This is a genomic window from Marinococcus halotolerans DSM 16375 (assembly GCF_000420725.1).
Lineage (GTDB): Bacteria > Bacillota > Bacilli > Bacillales > Marinococcaceae > Marinococcus > Marinococcus halotolerans.
The window spans coordinates 87,273-109,418 of sequence record NZ_ATVM01000009.1 but is presented as its reverse complement, the minus strand read 5'-3'; the positions used below and the strand labels follow the sequence as shown (position 1 = coordinate 109,418).

Sequence of the window (22,146 nt, the reverse complement as noted above, 5' to 3'; positions counted from 1 at the left end):
CTACTCGAAATGCCGTAGAGGTTAATAATATCCCGCTGGGATATCCCCTCATTCAGGTACGCTTCCACAGCTTCTTGTTTCCATTCCGGGGGATACCGCTTCCACTGGGTGGCTTTCGTCAGCGCTTCGGCTCCATGGCGTTCGTACCGATCGATCCATCCCCTTAACGTCTTTTCGTTGATGTCCCAATGACGACAAAACTCAGCCATATTCATTGTCCTCTGATCAAAAGCGTGGATGATTTCTATTTTCTGCTCGGTCGTATATCCTCGATAAGGCATAAAAATGCTCCCCTCTAAGCAAAACAGATGATTTATTTCATCTGTCTACTTAAAGGGGAGCATATCATAAATAATGCGCGGCTCTCTTTTTAGGATCCAAATATTGGGGAAGCTGCCTGTTCTTCGCATAAATTATAAGGAAGGCAGAGTGGCATGCCGGAACGGGGATCTTTAATAATATCGCTTTTAATGCCAAACACTTTTTCGATAATGCCTGCTTCCATTACTTCGTGAGGGGTGCCGGTCTTTACGACATTACCGTGCTTGATGGCAACAATATGGTGAGCATAGCGGCTGGCATGGTTCAAATCATGCACGACCATCACGATGGTCCGATGCTCCTGTACGTTCAGTTTTTCAAGGATGTTCAGCACTTCCATCTGATGGGCCATATCAAGAAAGGTGGTAGGCTCATCTAAAAACAGGGTTTCGGTTTCCTGGGCCAGAGCCATGGCGATCCATGCCCGCTGACGCTGTCCGCCGGATAAATGATCAATCGGGCGGTTGGCGAATTCGCGCATGCCGGTGATTTCAATTGCCCAGCCGATCATTTCTTTATCATGGGCCTTTAAGGAACCAAAACCGCGCTGATGGGGAGCCCGCCCATATGTCACAAGCTCCGTAACCGTTAAGCCCTGCGGTGCTTCGGGATTTTGGGGAAGAATGGCCATCTGCTTGGCGAGTTCTTTTGTTTTTTGGCTGTGGATGGAGCTGCCGTTTAAGTAAACGACGCCCTTCGAAGGCTTCATCAGCCTTGAGAGGGCTTTTAAAATGGTTGACTTTCCGGAACCGTTTGCGCCGACAAGCGCGGTAATTTTACCAGAAGGAATCTCAATATTTAAATCGTTTACGATTGTCTGCTGATCATAACCAATATGGAGTTGATCTGTTTCGATCATCGCATAAACATCCTTTCAGGGTAATAAAGTTAGACATTGCTTCTGGCAAGCAGGTATAGGAAATAAGGAGCGCCAATAACCGCCACAACAATCCCGGCATGAATTTCCGACGGTTGAATAATAGTACGGCCGAGCGTATCCGCAAATAAAAGCAGAAGTCCTCCGAGAAGTGCCGAAGCAGGGAGGGCGAGCGCATGATTCGGACCGATCAGCCTCCGTGCTATGTGAGGAGCAATCAGTCCGACAAAGCCAATCCCGCCACTGACAGAAACTGCCGATGCTGCAAGCGCCACTGAGGCGAAGGTGAGTAAAAGGCGTTCTTTTTCCACCCGGAGGCCGAGCCCTTTTGCCATCTGTTCGCCGAAGGTAAGGGTGTCGAGGGCGCGCCAACGGTAATAAATGAAAATCGACAAAATAATAAACCAGGGAAGAAACGAATATACATAAGGCCAGGTGGAGCCGTAAATTCTTCCAGCCAGCCATATAGCGACAAAGTCAAACTGTTCCGGCTGCAGACGCAGCATGAGAACAGTCATCAGTGCATTCAGCCCGGCAGCTACTGCAATACCGGTCAGTATCATTCTCATTGGCACGAGACCGAGCTGCCGGTCGTAGGCAAGAATATAAATTAATGCTGCAGCGAGCAGGCCGCCCACAAGCGCGAATACCGGAAGCAGATACGGAGAAGCGGCATCAATCGAACTGAAAAACGAAATATATAAAACTACAAACAATCCTGCTCCGGTAGTAATGCCAAGAATACCCGGGTCTGCCAGGCTGTTACGGGAGATTCCCTGCAGCACGCAGCCTGAAACGGCAAGAGCCGCCCCGACAAGAAGAGCGAGCACGATCCGGGGCAGGCGGAACTGAAATAGTACGAGATTTTGATTACTGTCCCCAAACCCGAAGAGTGTCTTTAACACCTCGAGCGGGCCCAACGGGGTAACCCCGGAATTCATGCTGAACAGCAGCACGATAAATATGAGAATGGCGAGGAGGCTGAATACTAAAATGCGCCTTCTACGGCGTTTTCGTTCCCATTCGCCGGAAAATATAGATTGCATTTAAAGCTCCCTCCTCTCGCGGCGTGCAATGTATAAAAAGAAAGGCACACCGATAAGCGCGAATAAAGAGCCGAGAGGGGTTTCGTACGGTGGGTTGATAATCCGGGCACCGATATCGGCAAGCGACATAAAAATTCCGCCCACCACGATAGAACACGGAATGATCGCCCGGTAGTCGACTCCAACAAAAAAACGGACTACGTGAGGGATAACGAGACCGACAAATCCGATAGGACCCGCAATGGATACGGCAATGCCGGCGAGAAACAAAACGGCAAGTGTGCATAGCAGTTTAATCAGGCCGACACGCTGCCCAAGACCTGAAGCGATATCGTCCCCAAGGCTTAAAATAGTGACAGAGCTCGAGAGGGCAACCGCAAATATAAGCGCTCCCCCCATCCACGGGAGGGCTGGCAGCAACTGTTCCCACCGGACGCCGGACAATCCGCCGGCATACCAGAAAGCAATATCCTGGCTGAGGTCAAAGTGAATGGCGATGCCTTCACTTAACGCCGTAAACAGGGCGTTAATCGCCGCCCCGGCAAGCACCATGCGAAGAGGTGTCAGGCCGATGCGTGAAAGCGAAGCAATCCCAAAAATCAGTCCCATGCTGATTGCTGCCCCTAAAAAAGAAAAGACTATCAACAGGTTATAAGTGAGCCCCGGCAGAAACGCAAAACAGACTGCCACCATAAAAATTGAACCTGCATTGATGCCAAGAATCCCGGATTCGGCCAGTGGATTTCTTGTCATCCCCTGCATAATAGCTCCGGCTACGGCAAAGCAGGCGCCGACAAAAATATCTGCAACGGCCCGCGGGAGACGAAGCTCCCGGATAACTACGTGATCATTCAAGGAAGCGTCATAGTGAAACAATGCGTTCCAAACAGTACCAATTTCCACGTCTGCAGCACCGACAGAAATCGAAAGCAAAAAAATAAATCCAAGTATAGGAAGGCCGGCAATAAACATTAGTACAGCTGTTACAGGACGTGAAGTAATATCGTCTTTATAGGTGGAAGATTCCGTTTGTTGACGCATGTTATATCCTCTTTCAACATTAAAAAATCATTCAGTAGTGATAATCATTATCAATCAATGTTTATCATATCAGCTGTACTTCTTTCTGTCCATGTTTTCCTGTATAAGCAGTGCAAATAAAACACATCCGGCCCTTTCCGAAAGAAGGCAGGATGTGCTTAAAAGTTATGTCAGTTGATTATTTTTAAACTTGCATAGCAGTGAAAAGTGATTTTTATTCGGTCAGCCGGGTCATCTGGGCAGAGGACAGGACGGCATCCGGAGCAATTGCAGTATAGCATACGACAATGCCCGAAGGATCGGTGGCATAAAGGGCATGTTCTTCGCGGTGAAACCGGTAGCCGGCTGCCTCCAGCCGTTCGGCGACGGGGTCGAGAGCACGGGCAGAAGGAAGCAAAATCGTGTACATGTCGAGGCCGGTGTTTCGTATGGATGCTTTAGGAGCCCTGGCTCCGGCCCATGGATTAAGGCCGATATGATGATGATAGCCGCCGGCGGCAACAAAAAAAGCAGGGAATTTCTGCGGGTCGGCGGCCAGGTCGAATCCCAGCACCTCTACATAAAAACGATAAGCTTCATTCATATCGTGCACATGAAGATGAACGTGTCCCATCACGGTCCCGGCCGGCACACCGTGCCACTGAGTATTTTTTCCCTCCTGAAGCAGCTGATGTTCATGTAGGGGATCAACCGTCATGTGGACAAATCCGTTACTGTCGTAGTTCCACTCTGTCCGGGGGCGGTCACGGTAAACCTCGATGCCGTTTCCATCCGGGTCCGTCAGATAGAGCGCTTCGCTGACGCTGTGGTCGGAGGCTCCGTACTGCTCGCCGGTGCTGTGCAGATGACGGATGAAGGCCCCCAGGGACGCACGGTCCGGAACAAGAAGAGCAAAGTGGTAGAGGCCGGCATGCGTGCGCGGGGGAGTGATCGAACCTTCCACCTCCCGGAGCATGACAAGAGGCGTGCCGTCAGACGGCACGCAGAGAACAGCGGTGGAAGACGAGCGTCCGAGCATCCGGAGTCCGAGGACATTTTCATAATAGGCAGCGGCCCGGCTGATACTCTGAACTCTAAGTTGCACAGGGCCGACAGAAACAGCGGGATCAATCACATTAGTCACGCGTAAACACTCCTCTTATTTTTATTATAGTATGCAGCTTTCATCATACTAGCAGGAGGCTCACGCATGGAAGTACCCACTTTAAAGTGGTATAGTATCCAAAATGATACTAACAGAAGCGACACCTGAAAAACGTGCAAAAAAGATTTTCTTTTGTTCTGGGCAGGAGAGAGTAAATGGAAACGAGAAGAAAGCAAAAACTGTTTCATTACAGGCAGGGGAGGGCAAACAATGCATGAAAAACACGGATCGTCCGCAATAGACAAATACGATTTCCTGGATACCCCCGAAGAACGGGAGCTTCAGAATGCGATTGTTTCTGCAGAAATAGAAGGGTTTGTGTTTTCAGAAAAAGATATCGAAGCCGTGCGGAAGCTCCGCGACGGGCAAATGACGATTAAAGAAGTGACAGCTTCTGTAGCGGAAGGACGTTTATAATATGAGCGAATCCTATTACACGTATGGAGACAGCGGAGTGCTTATAAACAAAATGAATTTTCGGGAAGCAGCCAAAGCAAAGAAAATCGAACAGATTATTACAACGTACCGCCTGCAGCAGATGATGACAGCAAAAAAGGTGCTTGGCTCCTTTGATGAAGAGCATATACGGCGTATTCACCGGCGGCTGTTTTCTGATGTTTACGCCTGGGCCGGAGAATTTCGGACGGTGGATCTTGCAAAAGGGCATACGTCATTTCTGCCTGCAGCGTTTATCGATAGAGGTCTTCGTCATCTAAGGGACTCTGTACAGGCAAAAAATAAAATGACGTACAGGGACAGGAAGGCTTTTGCCGAAGCATTTGCCCCAATTTACAATGACCTTAATCATATTCATCCGTTCCGGGAAGGGAATGGCCGAACGCAGCGGGAATTCATTCGGCAGATTGCCTGGCACCACGGCTTCGACATGAAGTATACTCCGCTCCAGCAGGAAAAGCTATTTGAAGCCTCTGTAGCTGATGATGAAAAGAAAGCAGCCGCAGCACTGGTGGAGGCACTGACTGAAAGCTGAAAAAGCAGCCTCCTGCGGGAAGCTGCTTTTGATTTATTGTTTTTCGATCAGTGCTCCCTGGCGCGAAGAGCGTGGCTTCGCTTTAGGAACGGGTCTTGAAGCGGCGATTTTTCCTTTAGCTATACTGAGTACAAAAGCAGTAGCGATAATAGAGATTGTGGAGTAAGCGCCGGCGATTAAGCCGACAGAAGCGAGTCCCACAGCCACAGCCAGTATATCAAAGGATAAATTGACTTTACCGGGGTTCCACTGGAGACGGCGCTGAAGAAACAACGCCAGAATGTTAGCTCCGCCGAGCGAGGTGTTGTTCATAAATAAAACCGATATGCCAGCTCCGATGCTGACACCGCCGAAAATGGCCCCGGCAGCCGGGTGAATACTGAAAGCAGGAAGAAAGTAATCCAGGCTTGTCAGGGCAGAAAGCAGGGATACTGCAGCGATTGTATTCAGCGTGAATTTCCATCCCATATGCACAACAGAAAACACGTAAAAAGGCAGGTTGATTATAAAAAACACTGCTGAAAAAGACAGCGGCAGGACGTAGGTTAAGCCGAGCGCAAGGCCTGCGGTGCCTCCGGTGACTAAACCAGCGTGCTGGAGCAGAGTAATGCCAAAGGCAGCTAACAAACATCCGGCCAGGACTTGTAGTATATTGGTTATGTTTATCAACGGTCGTCTCTCCTTCAACAATAGGTTACTTCTATTATAAGAAAAAATAATCCATGGCTGAATAATTATATGAAGGATAATATCTTGAAAATCGTTAAAAATGAATACATATTTGATTATTAGCATTCAAAAAGAAAGGTGAAGTGCATTTAAATGGATCATATTGATATCGAAATGCTCGAAATACTTCAGGAGGACGGAAGGATATCGGTAAGTGATTTATCCAAAAAATTAAATTTAAGCCGTCCAAGCGTTTCTGAGCGAATGATGAGGCTGCAGGAGAAAGGGATTATTGATCACTTCAGTGCTGTTGTTTCTCCGGAAGCTGTGGGTCGGGATACGCTTCTGATGATCCAGGTGAGCGAATTAAAGGACACCATTCCCCGTTTTGAAAAGATGATTGCAGAGGACACGCGGGTACTGGAATGCCACAGGGTGACCGGGGAAGTGAGCTATTTTATTAAAGCAGCGGTGGAAGGAATGGACAGCCTGAGAGAGCTTGTTGATACCCTGATCTCCTATGGAAATATTAATACGTCGATTGTGCTGAAATCGCCGGTGGAGAGAAGGAAAATACTGCCGGAAAAACGGGAGCAGGAATAGTCGGTTTTCTTTCTAGGGGTGGGTAACTGTGATAAGATTAATATGATTTACAGAGCGAGAGCATATACAGTAGGGGGAGAAAGATATTGGTGAACGAACGTGAAGCGTTGCAGCGTGTCATCGAAAACGTGCAGCAGGTCGTGGTCGGAAAAAAAGCTGAAATCGAATTAAGCCTGACAGCGCTTTTGGCCCGCGGGCATATCCTGCTTGAAGATGTGCCCGGAGTGGGCAAGACGATGATGGTGCGGGCAATTGCCAAATCCATTGGCGCGAGTTTTAAACGAATACAATTCACCCCGGATCTTCTCCCATCAGACGTTACAGGTGTGTCTATATATAATCAACGGACGATGGAGTTTGAATTCCGGCCCGGCCCATTAATGGGAAACGTTCTGCTTGCTGACGAGATTAACCGTACTTCCCCGAAAACGCAGTCAGCCCTTCTCGAAGCGCTGGAGGAAAAAAGTGTGACGGTGGACGGCGAAACGAGAAACCTCGAACGTTTATTTTTTGTGATGGCCACACAGAATCCGGTAGAGTACGGGGGGACGTACCCTCTACCGGAAGCACAGCTCGACCGTTTCCTGTTTAAGCTCCGGCTTGGCTATCCGACAGAAGAACAGGAAATAGAGGTGCTCGAGCGCGTGGAATTCACACATCCGATTAACGAGCTTTCATCCGTCATGAGTCTTGAAGACGTCCTGAAAGCCCAGGATCTCGTGAAAGACGTGCATGTGGACCATTCAGTGAAACAGTATATCGTTTCTATTGTGCGGGAAAGCCGAAATCACCGCGATATTTATCTTGGGGTCAGTCCAAGGGGGTCAATTGCGCTGATGAAGGCCTCGCAGGCATATGCTTTTGTGAGAGGAAGAGACTACGTGACCCCGGATGACGTAAAGTATCTTGCGCCGTTTGTCATGGGGCACCGCCTTGTTCTGCAGACAGACCAGCAGATGGCGGACAAAGACGGAGAGACCGTGGTGCGGGACATTTTATCAAGTGTCCGTGTACCGGCATCGGACAGTGATTCGGCGGTACGCCCATGAATCGGTTTTTAAAGATTGGAAGAAAAGTAATGCAGCTGGCAGCTGTTCTGGCTGCATTAGCTGTATTATTTATTTACGCTATGTTTCAAGGAGGATTTGTCAGCTGGTTTTTATTTTACAGTGTAACAACCCTTGCAGTACTGCAATTATTATTATTAATTTATCCGCTCCGTTCCTTAAAGGCTGAACGCAGACTAAGTGCTGATATGCTTTCCTTTAACGGTCACGCTGAAGCTGTAGTCACATTAAAAAAAAGAATTCCGCTTCCGCTTATGTATGTGAAGATCCGGGATCACCAGCCTTACGGGCTCCGGGATTGGGAAACGTCGGCTGAAGCGTTGATTTTCCCTTTTTTTCAGAGGGAGGCGTCCTACTCCTACAGCCTTAGGGGCAGAAGAAGGGGAAAGCATACCATCGACTATCTCCGCGTCCGTGCCGGCGATCTGTTTGGCTTTGTGGAGAAAGATTACGATTTGTTGGTTTCTTCCACGGTAGTAGTGCTTCCAAGAATGAGAAAATTAGCGAACTGGAATACCACGGCAGACAACTCCTCGGAAGCAGTCTCGCTGTCCCAGCGGATACAAAATGAATCCGTTAACGTCGCAGGGGTCAGGGATTATATACCGGGGGACCGGATGGCAAATATTGACTGGAAGGTAACGGCCCGGGCAGGAAAGCTTGTCACCAAAGAATTTGAAGCCGAAAAAGGAGAGGGCTATTTTCTGCTGCTTGAAAACGCAGCTGATGTAACGTCTGAACCATTTGAAACGGCGGTGGAATTTGCTGCTTCTTTAATGGAGTACGCCTACCAGATGAAAATGCCTGTGGGTTACGGAGTTACTGCTTCCGAGCAGCTCCTGCAGAAGCCCGGTACCTCGAAAGAGCATTTTCAGCGTATTTATCAGAGCCTGGCGTATGTGGAATTAAATAAAGAAACAGCAGCTTCGCCGTTTTTACGTCAGTCCCCTGGGTTCGAAGCACTGATTTATATTACCCCGGCGCTTTCAGATATTAGAATTAAAGAATTAAAGCAGTGGGCCGGACAGAAACGGTCTGTTATTGTAGCTCTGCTTCCTGATGAGAGCGGGTTGTCCCGCCGCGATGGTGTAGAAGCACTGCGGCACGCCAATATTCATATATACTATGTGCAGCCGGGTGATGCCGGCTTTGAAGTTTTGTAGAGGAGGCATAATTATTTGATTAAACCGGAGCATACCTGGAAAAAATTGATTGTTTATATTCTTGGTTATTTTCTGCTGGCAGAATGGCTGCTGCCTTTGCCGGAAGCTACCGGGACAGGATCAGTGACCGTATTTATGGTTGTTTCTGCCGCCTTTTTTATCGTAATTTATCTGCAGCTGTCCTGGTGGGCGATTCTTGGCAGCGTAATGCTGATTATACTGACGGGCATAAACACTGTTTTTTATGAGGAGTCCCTGCTGCAGCTAAGCTGGCTGATTTCGTTGGCTGCGGAAGTGCAGACAAATGTCGGTTATATTATCAGCGGCCAGTGGTACGCTCTGACAGATATGTTCCGCAGTATTTTATTTATGCTTCTGCTTGCTATTATGAGCTATCTGATTTATTTCTGGGTGGTACAGTCCCGCCGGATTTTATTTTTCCTGACGTTTACGATTATTTATATTGGCGTAATGGATACTTTTTTCGAATACAATGGAATGTTTGCGATAATCCGTACGTTCGTTATAGGATTTTTGCTTTTAGGGCTGCTTCAGTGGGACCGTATTGTATCGCGGGCGGAAGACAGAGGGGCACAAAGGAAGATTTTTCTCCGGTGGGCGCTGATTATGGCTGGTTTTTTAATTACTGCCGGTGGCGTTGGAGTGCTTGCCCCCAAAAGCGAACCGCGCTGGCCTGATCCCGTTCCGTTCTTAACGTGGGGAGAGAGCAGCACCGGGAGCAGTCAGGGCGTGCAGAAGATTGGCTATGACAATACCGATGAACGCCTGGGCGGCGGATTTCAGATGAGTGATATGCCGGTATTTACTGCCTCCGGAGATATTGACGGCTACTGGAGAGGCGAAGCTAAAAATGTATACACCGGTCTTGGATGGGAAATAGATGCCCCTGATGAAACGGCTTCTGAGGCTGGCCTGTACAGTGAAAGCATCGAGACAGAAGAACAGGAAGTAAATATTGAAATGGCAGAAGCCCAGGAGTTTGGTTTTGCCTTTTATCCGGGGTCGTTTCTTTCTATTGAAGAAGACATAGAAACCTCGGTGGACGCCTGGACCACCCAGGTAGAGTTTGAGACTGGCGGGGAGCCGGCGTCGTTAACTAATTATACGGTAGCGTATGAAACCGCAGACTTCCCCGTAGAGCAGATGAGTGCAGTTACAGATGATTCAGAAGACCCGGAGGAAGTCACGGAATACTTTACACAGCTGCCGGACGATCTTCCGGGAGAAATTCAGGAGCTTGCCGAAGATCTTACAGCAGATGACGACAACCGCTATGCAAAAGCCAGAGCCGTGGAAAGGTATTTGCGCGGCCCGAATTTCTCCTATCAAACCACAGACATTCCAGCTCCATCGGAAGGCGGAGATTATGTTAGCCAGTTTTTGTTTGAATCACGGACCGGGTACTGTGATAATTATTCGACTTCGATGGCGGTGCTGCTCCGGACACTGGATATACCGACGCGCTGGGTCAAAGGCTTCACAGAAGGTGACCAGGCACCGGGCGATGAAAATCAGGTAGAGGTTACAAATGAAAATGCGCATTCCTGGGTGGAAGTGTATTTTCCTGAAGTAGGCTGGGTGCCGTTTGAACCGACGAAAGGTTTTTCTTCAGAGTTTAATTACACTTATGAAAATAATGAAGCCTCGGAAGAAGCACCCGAAATTGAAGAAGAGGAAACGGAGGAAGAGGAATCCGCCCCTGAAGAAGCGGCTCCTGAAACAGAGGAAGAGGGGGAAGAAGAGCAGGAGGATACCTCCGGCGGCGCTGGCATTGACTGGAGCCTTCCGCTGTGGCCCTTTTTTGCAGTGACTGTTATCCTCCTTGGAGCTGGATGGCTTTTCCGGAAAAAGCTGTTGGCCAGCTATCTTCTTTTCAAATACCGGCATATGCATTCCGATGAAGAATTTCAAAGTGCTTACCAGGCATTGCTGCGGCTGCTGCAGACAGCACGTGTGAAACGAAATGCAGGAGAAACGCTGCGGGAATTTGCTGTGCGGGTGAATGACCTCTACGGCACCGGGGAGATGGAGCAGCTGACAAAGAAATACGAACGTCTTTATTACGGGCGTAAAACCGGGAACGAAGCCGGGTCGGAAACAGTCACGGCATGGAAACGACTGGTAAAGAAAGTCCGTTCTTGACCGGCACTGAGCCGACTGTTAGAATTTATTTTATGTTTACAGGTGAATACCTCGTATAGTTTGGGATCAGGCCCGAATGTTTCTACCCGGCCGCCGGAAAATGGCTGGACTACGAGGGCAGTGAAGGGCAGACGGTGGCAGGAGTTCCGCCGTATGTCCTCGGTCAGAGCTGCTTTCGTATATGATGCGAAAGCAGCTTTTTTGTTCTGCAGAGAGCCGGCTTCTGGGAGAGTATTTTACGTGCGGATGAACTGGCAATCCATGCAGGCTGTTGCCCGGAAGCAGGCATTCCTTTAAAGTGAACCTTGAACGTACATATTTGAAAACAGTTAGGGGTAGAAGCGATGAGCGTAAAAAATATCAGTGAAACGATTATTGTTCTGGATTTTGGCGGCCAGTATAATCAATTGATTACACGCAGGATCAGAGATCTCGGCGTTTTTAGTGAACTCCATCCGAACACGATCAGTGCAGAAAAAATTAAAGAACTGAACCCGGCGGGGATTATCTTTTCCGGCGGGCCGAACAGTGCGTATGTTGAAGGAGCGCTTACCTGCGATCCAGCTATTTTTGATCTGGATATTCCTATTCTGGGTATCTGCTACGGGATGCAGCTGATGACGCTGCATTACGGCGGAAAGGTGGAAAAAGCCCAGCACCGGGAGTATGGTAAGGCTGATATACATGTGCAGGCGAATCCGGTATTATTTGAAGGGCTGCCGAAAACACAGAGCGTGTGGATGAGTCATGGCGACTTAATTGTCGAGCCGCCGGAAGGTTTTACGGTGGACGCGACCAATCCCTCATGCCCGGTAGCTTCAATGAGTGCCCCAGAGAAGAAAATGTACGGCGTCCAGTTCCATCCGGAGGTGCGCCACACCCAATTTGGCGATGACATGCTGAAAAACTTTGCTTACCGGGTCTGCGGATGCTCCAATGAATGGACAATGGCCAACTTTATTGACGAGCAGGTGGAAATTATCCGTGAACAGGTGGGCAGCCGTAATGTACTGTGTGCATTGAGCGGTGGTGTGGACAGCTCAGTAGCTGCAGCGCTCGTTCACAAAGCGATCGGAGATCAGCTTACATGCATGTTTATTGATCACGGTCTGCTGCGTAAAGAGGAAGCAACAGGCGTCATGGAGTCGCTCGGACGTGGATTTCAGATGAATATCGTGAAAATAGACGCAGCCACGCGTTTCCTCGATCAGCTCGACGGAGTGAGCGATCCGGAGGAAAAGCGGAAAATTATCGGAAATGAATTTATATACGTGTTTGAAGAAGAGGCAGGAAAGCTTGAAAACGTGGATTTTCTTGTTCAGGGCACGCTGTATACAGACGTCATTGAAAGTGGCACGGATACAGCACAGACGATCAAGTCCCACCACAATGTCGGCGGCCTGCCCGAGGATATGAAATTCGATCTGATTGAGCCTTTAAATACGTTATTTAAGGATGAAGTCCGCAAGCTCGGAACGGAGCTGGGGGTGCCGGATGAAATCGTATGGCGTCAGCCGTTCCCGGGACCGGGACTTGGTATTCGCGTGCTCGGGGAGATCACGGAGCAGAAGCTCGAAATTGTCCGGGAATCGGATTACATTTTACGCGAAGAAATCAAAAATGCCGGTCTTGACCGTGAAATCTGGCAGTACTTTACGGCGCTTCCGGATATGAGAAGCGTGGGCGTAATGGGAGACAGCCGGACATACGACTATACGGTCGGAATCCGTGCGGTTACTTCGATTGACGGTATGACTTCGGACTGGGCCCGTATCCCGTATGACGTTCTCGAAAAAATTTCCACGAGAATCGTTAATGAAGTGCAGCACGTTAACCGTGTAGTGTATGACGTTACATCCAAGCCGCCTTCGACCATCGAATGGGAGTAGGAACTTGCGCGGTAAGCACTTAGTAAATATATAATATAATCAGAGAGAGTTTTGCCTGGGGAGAGCAAAGAGAGGAAGAGATAAGAGGATGGATCGTTTTTTTGAATTTACAAAGAATGAAACGAACTACAAGAAAGAATCGTTAGCCGGTTTAACGACTTTCCTTGCGATGGCGTATATTTTATTCGTCAACCCCAGTATTTTAGCCGAAGCCGGAATGAATGAGTCCGCTGTGTTTGTAGCGACAGCCCTGGCAGCAGCTATCGGCACATTGATTATGGGGCTGCTTGCCAGATATCCGATAGCTCTGGCACCGGGGATGGGGCTTAATGCCTTTTTTACATATTCCGTTGTGCTGACGATGGGGATCCCCTGGGAGCTTGCACTGTTTGGGGTATTCTGCTCCGGAATGATCTTCATCGGATTAACGACATTTGGTATTAGAGAGAAAATTATTAACGCGATTCCGGAGGAATTAAAATACGCTGTTTCTGCCGGTATTGGACTGTTTATTGCCTTTGTCGGCCTGCAGGGAGCGCAGATTGTGGTGGCCGACGAGTCTACGCTCGTCACGCTCGGTACACTTACCTCCGGTCCGGCTGCGCTTGCGGCATTTGGGCTGCTTGTTACCGTCATACTGATGACCCTGGGTATCCGTGGAGGTATTTTTTACGGGATGGTGATTACCGCACTGGCTGGCATATTGGTGGGACAGATTCAGCCTCCGGGCCAGATTGTCTCCGGGGTGCCTAGTATCGCCCCAACCTTTGGGGCTGCTTTCACCTCTCTTGCAGACTTTTCGTGGGATTCAAGTTTTGTTATTGGATTTATCGTAGTGGTGCTTACGTTTTTGTTTGTAGACTTTTTTGATACAGCCGGGACTTTGTTTGCAGTAGCCAATCAGGCCGGATTTGTAAAAGATAACAAACTGCCGCGTGCTGGCCGTGCCCTGGTGGCGGATTCCTCTGCTACCGTGATCGGCTCGATTCTCGGGACGTCTACCACGACAGCATATATTGAGTCCTCAGCCGGCGTAGCTGTCGGAGGGCGTACCGGTTTTGCATCGATAATTACGGCGCTGTTGTTTCTTGCCGCTTTGTTTTTCTCACCGCTTCTCGGTGTGGTAACGAGCGCCGTAACAGCTCCGGCTCTTATTATTGTAGGGGCACTGATGGTATCGTCGCTTCGCTTAATTGAATGGCAGCGTCTTGAAATTGCTGTGCCAGCCTTTTTAACCGTAGTCTCGATGCCGCTTACCTACAGTATCGCAACCGGTATTGCCATGGGCTTCATCTTCTACCCAATCACAATGGTGCTCACTGGAAGAGGAAAGCAGCTGAACCCGATCATGTACGCTTTGTTTTTTGTGTTTATCATCTTTTTCTTATTTTTAACACCGTAGCAACACCACACGTGCTTCCTGAAGGAGGCGCGTGTTTTTTGTTTTTTTACTCTGCATGGAATAAAGCTTTTATGGGAATAGAGTAGAGGATCATTTTATGGAGGTGGAAAGTATGAGTACATTTAAGGCGCTGGTCGTGGATAAAAACGACCAGGGAGAAGTTACAAAAGAGGTACGTACGCTGGAAGAAAGCGACCTGCCTGAAGGCGACGTCACCATCGATGTGCACTATTCAAGCATCAACTATAAAGACGGAATGGCAGCAGCTCCTGGAAGCCAGATTGCCCAGGGCTACCCACTGATTCCAGGCATCGATCTCGCCGGCGTTGTCGCCTCATCCAATGATTCGAGATATCAGGAGGGCGACGAGGTGCTCGTTACAGGCTACGAGCTCGGAGTGGCCTATCACGGCGGCTATGCGGAAAAAGCAAGAGTGCCAGCTGACTGGGTAGTAAAGCTGCCGGAGGGGATGACCCCAAGAGAAGCCATGATTTTTGGTACTGCCGGATTTACAGCAGGATTATCGGTCGTGCGCCTGGAAGAGGAAGGAGTCACTCCTGAAAAGGGCGAGGTCGTTGTAACCGGTGCTACTGGCGGTGTCGGAAGCATGGCCGTAGCGATGCTTCACTCCCTTGGATATGACGTTGCAGCCGTTACCGGGAATGCCGAAGCCCATGATTACCTCCGCAGTATTGGAGCAGGCCGTATTCTCTCCCGCGAAGACGTGAATCCGGATAAACGAAAGCCGCTTGGCAAGGCGATGTGGGCCGGTGCCGTGGACCCGGTTGGGGGAGAAACGCTTGCCTACCTGCTGAGTACGATGAAATATCACGGCACCGCAGCTGTCAGCGGACTTACCGGAGGGACAGACGTTCCTACGACGGTTCATCCGTTTATTTTAAGAGGTGTCAATCTGGCTGGAATTGATTCTGTTTATTGTCCGGCAGAAAAAAGGCAGCACGTGTGGAACCGGCTCGCAGATGACCTGAAAATTCAATCAATGCTTGATACGATTGCAAGCGAGACCACTCTGGACGATTTGGCGGAGGATCTTGACGCTATTTTGGAAAGTCGTATTCAGGGCCGCCGCGTCGTCGCTTTGAAATAACAGGACTCAGGCCCTCCATTTAGATACGTAGGGATTTTCGGCTTCGAAGAATCGCCACGGATAATGACGTGCTTCGCCGCTTCCGGAAATACCCACGCGCGGGCCGCTTTGAACCTCGGGTTCATAATCTTTTGGTGACAGATACAGCGGCGGGCGGTCAAGTTCATGCCCGTAGTAGCTCATATCAATGCCAAGAGCTTTCGTTAACTTGCCGGGGCCGTTTGTCTGCTGAATGCCGCGGACACGGTGCCGGCGTTTTTGAATGAGCTCATGGCCTGCTACAGGCTCGACAGCGCGGATAAGGACAGCTTCCGGGGACTCTTCTACCCCGCTGACGATATTTAGAAGCGCATGGGTGTGCATCGTATACATATATACGCGCCCCGGGGGAAAGAACATTACGTCAGTCCGCTTTGTTCTGCGGTAATTGTAGCTGTGGGCAGCACGGTCCACGGGACCTATATAAGCTTCCGTTTCAACGATTCTGCCGGCTGCAGGGCCTTCCGGCGTCTCATGTACGAGTACACAGCCGATCAGTGCCCGGGACAGCTCGAGCGTCGGTTTTTCGTAAAAGTCTTTTGGAACAACAGGATAAAATGTCATAGAGAAGAATCCTTTCTTTTGGTGTATACGAAAAGGAATATATTGATTATGATAGAAATATAATGTATATAGTTTTACATAGCGAATAAGAAGCGTTTTTTAGTGTACCAAATCCCGGGTCATAGTAAAAATATTAAGGCAGGAGATGGAAGAGGTGCTTATATGGGTATAGCGGTTACAGTTATTATAGCCTTAATTATTATTGGAGCAGTCATTTTAATTCAGCGGGACCAGTATTTAAAAAAAGTCCGGCAGTACGATAGAAAAATGGAAGAAGAGATTGAAGGAAAAAGTTCGCAGTACCGCGAGGATATCCAGGCGATACGCGGCAAGTATGAGGAAGAAAAAGGGAAACTGACGGATTATATTTATCATTTGGAGAAAATTTCACGGGAACCGGAAGAAATGAAAACGCATGAGCTGCTTCGAAGCATTAAAAATGACCTTGTAGAAGCAAATCAGATTGCCGTGGATGAAATGTTGATTTCCGGACACGTATATGTGCCGCTGGACGAACGGACGGAGCTGTCGACCCGCCAGGTGGACCACGTCGTTTTGACGACCCGGGGGCTGTATGTGCTTGAGACGCAGAAATGGAAAGGCCATATTATTCACGGGGTCAGTAAACACAATGCCGGAACGCTTGATTTTGTACTTGATACACTGTATCCGGACCTTGAAGAAGACGTGGAAACGACGATGGTATTTCAAAACACAAGCCGGGGACACGTTCGGTCAGGGACATTTGAAGTACACGACAGTCCGATTGAACACGCCAAAGCGACGGCTTCGATTACAGAAGACTTTCTGCGCAGGGAAAAGCACAACCCGGGTGAAGTGACGCCGATTATTTTCTTCGGCCATTCGAACACGCAGGATGACCGGTTTGTCCAGGATGTGTCGGTAGATGCTTATACCCATCGTTTTACGACGGAAGCAGCACTGCGGGCTTTCTTTCACGAGCAGTTTTCCCAAAACGCGCCCTTGTACTCCCAGGAGCAGCTGTATCAAATGGAGCGCTCTATCATTACGACAAATTATGTTTCGTAGATCACTATGCAGAAGCCGCCCCGGCAATCACCGGGGCGTTTTTTTGCGTCAAAACGCTGATATATATATACCTTTTCGCTGTTTCTATAGAAAGCTTAAAAATTTCTGTTTTTAAAACAGGAGTATTTTTTCTTGTATTAAGCTACTTTTGACACGGTTAAATAGTATATAATGGAAGCAGATAATAATGGTTAGAAGGGATATCTTTATGATGAAACAGTATCAGAAAACCTTTATTGAAAATATTAAAAAGCAGCATGAATACTTAGAACAAAAATGGTACAAAGATTTTGATGAAATGCACAGGTGGCTGCACACGATTAAAGGCACCGGCGCCACGATCGGCCTGGGGCAGGCAGCTGAAATGGCGGAGGAAGCGATGCGGGCGCTTAGCGCAGAGGCTCCCGCAGAAGTCCGGAAGACATACGCAGAAAAAATCATGAACGTGCTTGAGGAGGAAAGTGAAACGGAAAAACTTCCTATCTCCTATGACGCCCCCGAAGAAGAATCTTCATTTGTGCTTCTCGGGCATACATCGCTGCAGGTTTTGTATGAGGTGAAAGAACAGCTTGAGACGCTCGGGCACCATGTGCTGCTTGCTTCTGACCGGAGAAAGCTTATGGAGAAAATAGAGGAATTCCATCCAGAAATGATCCTGCTCTCGGAAGAACTGGCCGTGCGGGGGGGGGGGGGGGGGAGGACAATCATTAAACGTATCAAAGATGCAGCGAGAGATGCGCTGGTGCCTGTGGTTGTGTTTTGCAGCGGCGGAATAGACAGGAAGAGAGCAGATAAACTGTATGAAGACGGGGCCTCCTTTGTGATCAAACCACCGTATTCCACGATCGAAATGGTGCAGGTCATTCATCGTCATCTGGAGTGGCAGGCCCCGATGAAAGAAGCGCTCACGGTGGACGAGCTGACGGGCGCCTATAACCGTAAAATGCTCGAAATGGAGGAAAGCCGTCTGTGGGCAGAATTTAAACGGAGTGGTAAGCCTTTTTCTATAGCGCTGACGGACCTTGATCACTTCAAGCAGATCAATGACAGCTACGGTCACGAGGAAGGCGATCAGGTGCTCAGGTGGTTTGTCAGCCACATGTTTTCCCAGAAGCGTCCGAGCGATCACTTGATCCGCCTGGGCGGTGACGAATTTTTATTTATTTTCCAGCAGACCTTTTCAGAAGAAACAGAAAAGATCATGAAGCGCCTGCAGCATTCCTTTGCCGATTTCGTAGCGGGGCGTCGTCTGCCTTACCGGCTCGGGTTTACAGCGGGAACGTCAACAGCAACGACTAATCATGCTTCCCTGCAGGAGTTGATCAATGAAGCAGACGCAGCTATGCTTGAAGCAAAGGATGCCGGCCGAAACGCCGTTGTCTCCTATTCAGGTAAAACCACTATCGATCTTCCCTACATAAATGTATTTATCATCGATGATGATGAAGCGATGGCTTCCTTTGTCGCTGGCCAGTTTCACCAGTTGAATATTGCGAGGTACCGGATACGGACCACGTATTTCTCGTCCGGAGAAGCATTTTTTGAAAAAGAAAACTATGAACGCGGGCAGCGTTATTTTGTCGTACTGGATGTTACCATGCCCAGGATGGACGGATTTGCAGTACTTAAAAAGCTCCGCGGGAAATATCCGTCGAGCAACATGATCATATTAATGCTTACAGGCAACCGGAACGAAGAGGATATTGTTCATGCACTTGAACTCGGAGCCGATGATTATTTGATGAAGCCATTTCGAAAAGAAGAGCTCGTGGCGCGTGCAAAACGATTGATTCAGCGGGTGCTGTAAGCAGGGAAAGGCGGGAGGAAATGTACAAAATACTGGTAGCCGACGATGCGGAAGTCCTTCGAATGCTTGTCGTGGACACACTGGAGGACGAAGAGGAGTACATAATTGACGAAGCAGCAGACGGGAAGGAAGCATACGAAAAAGCGAGCACTGCCTCTTACGATCTTTTAATTATCGACAACATGATGCCTGGATATAACGGGGTGGAGGTTGTTTCCATGCTTCGAAAGGATGGGAAGCTCGAAAATATGAAAACACTGATGATTACAGCGAAATCGCGGGATAAAGACGAAGAGGAAGCGAGAAAAGCAGGCGTGATGGAATTTGTTTCCAAACCGTTCAGCCCGGCTCTGCTTATTACGATTGTGGAGGAGCTTTTGGATGCTTAAATACATAAAAAGCCGTCTCCATCGGAGATTCAGCATCATTTTCCTGCTCGTATTAGTGCTGGCTGCTGCCGGAGGGATCGGACAGCACGCGTATATGAGCTCGAATCAGCAGGAGCTTGAAAACGAGTCCAGACAGTGGCGGGACACGCAGAACGTGCTTGCAGATCTGGAATTTTACACCCAGCAGATTATTATTGCCGGCCGTGGCTATCTTGCTTTTGGAGACGAAAGTGAGCGGGAGGACATTGAGAGAAGCTTAAGTGCTGCGAGAACCCAGCTCGAGGAGTACCGGAGCCTGAATAAAGCGGAGACCGATTTGGTCGCTCAGACGGAACAGTTTCTGGATGACTATGAAAACGACTGGCTGCCGCAGCTGACCGAAGCGGTAGAATCCGGCAGCACGACTATTGAAAACCGTGAACAGGTCAGCTCTCAGGTCGGAGCCCTTATCAACAGTTTATCAAGCGGGCACGACCAGGCTGAGGCTGAACGGATGAGCGTAAATGAGCAGTATTTTGAAGTGAACGAAAACTCGCATCTTGCCTATCTGCTGTATTTGATCGCGATACTGATAGCGCTCGGTGCTATCGTCTGGCTGCTGCTGCGAAAAGTTACCGGCCCGCTGTGGGAAATGAAAGAAGCCGCAGCCAAGGTAGGAAACGGCGAAGAAATATCGATTTCCGATAATCATCGAAGCGATGAAATAGGGGAGCTGAGTCGTTCCTTTAACGTAATGGCAGCAAGCATCCAGCAGAATCAAAATGCGATTATGGACCGCAACGAAGAGCTCGTCACCCAGCAGCACGAGCTGCAGGAGCAGCAGGAATACCTTAGAACATTAAATGAGCTGAACGAAACGTTCAGCGGTTCGATGGGAAAACAGGCGTTAATGGAACAGCTGCTTACTAAAATGTACACTCTGTTTCATTTTGAAAAAGGGATGGTTGCAGCTTTAGAGCCCAGCTGGCAGGCTGCCTGGTACGGGGTGAGTGAAAAAGAAAAGCAGCATTTTGAAAATCATTCCGAAGGGAGCCCGCTCTCTTTAATCGCTGATACGAAACAGGCTCATGTGATCGAACGTAAAGCACGTGACGGGGAAGAAGGTCTTGGAACAAACGAAGCAACCGTGTATGAAATGTATCTGCCGGTGTTCAGCAGCAAAAAAGAAATGATCGGAGCGGCGGTATTTGTACGGACCGGGCATAAATTTTCGGAGCAGGAGCGTGAAACGATGCGCGGCATTCTCCGTCAGGCCTCGATCTCCTTCAGCCGTATTCTTCTGTTTGAGGAAACGGAAGAGGAACGCTTTTTATACCAGCGCATTATCGACAGCGTAGATGAAGGAATACAGTACATAAATGAAAACGGCACCCTTGAGCATGCGAATCATTGGACGTGGAGTATGATTGGTGCGGGAGGAGAAAATGAGACGCAGACACTTCCATTTGCGGAATGGACGTCGGGATGGATCCAACAAATTGATGAAGACTGCCGGGAAAAGGTCGGAAACTATTTCAAGGCTTTTATTGGCGGGGGAGAAGTGCCGGACTACAGCATCGAATATAAAATTACGACAGAGAGCGCTGTAAATGTTTATGAGCTGTATGGACGTGCTGTGCAGATGGAATCTGAAGAAAAGGGAACTATTTTTGTTCACCGCAACCGGACAAAAGAATTTGAGCTTGACCAGATGAAGTCAGATCTTGTCAGCACCGTAAGCCACGAGCTCAGGACACCGCTTTCGAGTATTTTAGGCTTTGCTGAGCTGCTGCTCGTCAAAGATTTAAAACCAGCCCGGCAGAAAAAGTATATAGAAACTATTCACCGGGAAGGCGAAAGGCTGACGTCATTGATTAACGATTTTCTCGACCTGCAGCGGATGGAATCCGGCCGTCAGGAATACGGCATGGAAGAGGTTGATATCAGCAGTCTGATGCTTGAAGTAGTGGATACCTTTGAACCTAACCAGCCGGATCACACGTTTGTTGTAAAGGACCGGCTCCAGTATGGGAGAATCTATGCAGATAAAGGTAAAATTGTGCAGGGTGTTACCAATATTATTGGCAATGCGGTAAAATTCTCTCCAGAGGGCGGCGAGGTAAAAATTGAGCTTGCTAATGAGCAGAATATGGTGAGGGTAAGAATAAAGGATGAAGGCCTTGGGATTCCGGAAAAAGAACTCCCTCATCTTTTTGGCAAATTTCACCGTATTAATGATGAAGACCGGAGGAAAATCCGCGGCACTGGTCTCGGACTTGCAGTGACGAAGCAAATTGTTGAAGACCATAAAGGCCGGATAGAGGTTGATTCGACAGAAGGGGAAGGCAGCAGCTTCTGCTTATTCTTCCCGATCTCAGGGGTCGATTTCGATATTGAAGACCTGCCCGAGGAGAGTGATCTTCACTCGGTGCTGATACTAGAAGACGACCGGAGCCTCGGGATGCTTCTTTCAGAGGAGCTTCGTCACGCCAAATACGAAGTGGTGCACTACTTCAATCCTTACAAAGCGCTGAACGCGTTAAAACGGGGACTGCGGCCGGAGGTTTTTGTCGTGGATCTGATGCTTGGAGAAGAAATGGACGGATGGGGGTTCATTGAAGAGCTGAAATCTTTCCGCCATACTGAAGACGTGCCGATTATTATTTCTTCAGCTCTGCACGAGGATAAAGAGCGAATGGCCCGTATGGATGTGAGGCATTACCTGACCAAGCCATATCCGCCGAACAGTTTATCCCAACAGGTACGCCGCATTATTGAACAGGCAGATAATCAGGGAGAAGTGTATGTTCCTTCCTTTAATGAAGTGTAACGTT

At 48.8% G+C, this 22,146-nt stretch carries 21 protein-coding genes and 1 riboswitch; of the genes, 14 read left to right on the top strand and 7 right to left on the bottom strand.

The window, feature by feature from the left end:
- The 5 genes from G548_RS0108515 to G548_RS17735 all read right to left on the bottom strand — a co-directional run.
- On the bottom strand, positions 1–281 hold a 281-nt coding region (locus G548_RS0108515), incomplete at its 3' end, for a helix-turn-helix domain-containing protein (protein WP_022793740.1).
- Between the two features lie 89 nt (positions 282–370).
- Positions 371–1,180 (bottom strand): ABC transporter ATP-binding protein, encoded by an 810-nt coding sequence (locus G548_RS17740; protein WP_022793739.1) that lies wholly within the window; start codon positions 1,178–1,180, stop codon positions 371–373.
- Positions 1,181–1,209: 29 nt separating this feature from the next.
- Positions 1,210–2,244, bottom strand: a complete 1,035-nt coding sequence (locus tag G548_RS0108505; RefSeq protein WP_022793738.1) for a FecCD family ABC transporter permease — start codon at positions 2,242–2,244, stop codon at positions 1,210–1,212.
- Complete coding sequence (locus G548_RS0108500) at positions 2,245–3,285, bottom strand: FecCD family ABC transporter permease (protein WP_022793737.1); 1,041 nt, start codon at positions 3,283–3,285, stop codon at positions 2,245–2,247.
- 214 nt (positions 3,286–3,499) lie between these two features.
- Positions 3,500–4,408, bottom strand: a complete 909-nt coding sequence (locus G548_RS17735) for a VOC family protein (RefSeq protein ID WP_022793736.1) — start codon at positions 4,406–4,408, stop codon at positions 3,500–3,502.
- Between the two features lie 231 nt (positions 4,409–4,639).
- Here G548_RS17735 and G548_RS0108490 point away from each other — a divergent pair, with 231 nt between their 5' ends.
- Complete coding sequence (locus G548_RS0108490; protein WP_022793735.1) at positions 4,640–4,846, top strand: hypothetical protein; 207 nt, start codon at positions 4,640–4,642, stop codon at positions 4,844–4,846.
- A gap of 1 nt (position 4,847) precedes the next feature.
- Positions 4,848–5,420: a Fic/DOC family protein gene (locus G548_RS17730; RefSeq protein ID WP_022793734.1), complete on the top strand. Its 573-nt coding sequence runs from the start codon at positions 4,848–4,850 to the stop codon at positions 5,418–5,420.
- Positions 5,421–5,453: 33 nt separating this feature from the next.
- Here the strand turns inward: G548_RS17730 and G548_RS17725 are convergent, their stop codons facing one another.
- Complete coding sequence (locus G548_RS17725) at positions 5,454–6,089, bottom strand: YitT family protein (RefSeq protein WP_022793733.1); 636 nt, start codon at positions 6,087–6,089, stop codon at positions 5,454–5,456.
- A 153-nt stretch (positions 6,090–6,242) separates the two neighbouring features.
- Here G548_RS17725 and G548_RS0108475 point away from each other — a divergent pair, with 153 nt between their 5' ends.
- The 8 genes from G548_RS0108475 (at position 6,243) to G548_RS0108440 (ending at position 15,484) form a co-directional block, all read left to right on the top strand.
- Positions 6,243–6,692 (top strand): Lrp/AsnC family transcriptional regulator, encoded by a 450-nt coding sequence (locus G548_RS0108475; protein ID WP_022793732.1) that lies wholly within the window; start codon positions 6,243–6,245, stop codon positions 6,690–6,692.
- 89 nt (positions 6,693–6,781) lie between these two features.
- A complete protein-coding gene (locus G548_RS0108470; RefSeq protein WP_027847294.1) occupies positions 6,782–7,741 on the top strand; it encodes an AAA family ATPase in 960 nt (319 codons plus the stop codon).
- Positions 7,738–8,922 (top strand): DUF58 domain-containing protein, encoded by a 1,185-nt coding sequence (locus tag G548_RS17720; protein WP_022793730.1) that lies wholly within the window; start codon positions 7,738–7,740, stop codon positions 8,920–8,922. Before G548_RS0108470 ends, G548_RS17720 begins: the two co-directional genes overlap by 4 nt.
- A gap of 15 nt (positions 8,923–8,937) precedes the next feature.
- Entirely contained in the window at positions 8,938–11,085 is a 2,148-nt protein-coding gene (locus tag G548_RS0108460) for a transglutaminase TgpA family protein (RefSeq protein ID WP_022793729.1), read from the top strand.
- Positions 11,086–11,116: 31 nt separating this feature from the next.
- A riboswitch (purine riboswitch) is annotated at positions 11,117–11,217 on the top strand.
- Positions 11,218–11,238: 21 nt separating this feature from the next.
- Positions 11,239–11,382 carry a hypothetical protein gene (locus G548_RS19195; RefSeq protein WP_022793728.1) on the top strand — a complete coding sequence of 48 codons (144 nt, stop codon included), beginning with the start codon at positions 11,239–11,241 and terminating at the stop codon, positions 11,380–11,382.
- Between the two features lie 47 nt (positions 11,383–11,429).
- Positions 11,430–12,974 carry a glutamine-hydrolyzing GMP synthase gene (gene guaA / locus G548_RS0108450; protein WP_022793727.1) on the top strand — a complete coding sequence of 515 codons (1,545 nt, stop codon included), beginning with the start codon at positions 11,430–11,432 and terminating at the stop codon, positions 12,972–12,974.
- Positions 12,975–13,062: 88 nt separating this feature from the next.
- Complete coding sequence (locus G548_RS0108445; RefSeq protein ID WP_022793726.1) at positions 13,063–14,376, top strand: NCS2 family permease; 1,314 nt, start codon at positions 13,063–13,065, stop codon at positions 14,374–14,376.
- A gap of 112 nt (positions 14,377–14,488) precedes the next feature.
- Positions 14,489–15,484: an acrylyl-CoA reductase family protein gene (locus tag G548_RS0108440; protein WP_027847292.1), complete on the top strand. Its 996-nt coding sequence runs from the start codon at positions 14,489–14,491 to the stop codon at positions 15,482–15,484.
- 6 nt (positions 15,485–15,490) lie between these two features.
- On the opposite strand, the gene G548_RS0108435 is transcribed toward G548_RS0108440, so the two are convergent.
- The gene (locus G548_RS0108435) at positions 15,491–16,087 is read right to left on the bottom strand and encodes a DNA-3-methyladenine glycosylase (protein ID WP_022793724.1); all 597 of its coding nucleotides are present in this window, start codon (positions 16,085–16,087) and stop codon (positions 15,491–15,493) included.
- Positions 16,088–16,249: 162 nt separating this feature from the next.
- Here G548_RS0108435 and G548_RS0108430 point away from each other — a divergent pair, with 162 nt between their 5' ends.
- The 4 genes from G548_RS0108430 (at position 16,250) to G548_RS0108415 (ending at position 22,142) form a co-directional block, all read left to right on the top strand.
- Positions 16,250–17,137, top strand: coding sequence for a nuclease-related domain-containing protein (locus G548_RS0108430; protein WP_022793723.1), 888 nt, complete (start codon positions 16,250–16,252; stop codon positions 17,135–17,137).
- A gap of 208 nt (positions 17,138–17,345) precedes the next feature.
- On the top strand, positions 17,346–18,944 hold the full coding sequence (locus G548_RS0108425; RefSeq protein WP_022793722.1) for a diguanylate cyclase: 1,599 nt from the start codon (positions 17,346–17,348) through the stop codon (positions 18,942–18,944).
- Between the two features lie 20 nt (positions 18,945–18,964).
- On the top strand, positions 18,965–19,333 hold the full coding sequence (locus G548_RS0108420) for a response regulator (RefSeq protein ID WP_022793721.1): 369 nt from the start codon (positions 18,965–18,967) through the stop codon (positions 19,331–19,333).
- Complete coding sequence (locus G548_RS0108415; protein ID WP_022793720.1) at positions 19,326–22,142, top strand: ATP-binding protein; 2,817 nt, start codon at positions 19,326–19,328, stop codon at positions 22,140–22,142. Before G548_RS0108420 ends, G548_RS0108415 begins: the two co-directional genes overlap by 8 nt.
- The last annotated feature ends 4 nt before the right edge of the window (positions 22,143–22,146 follow it).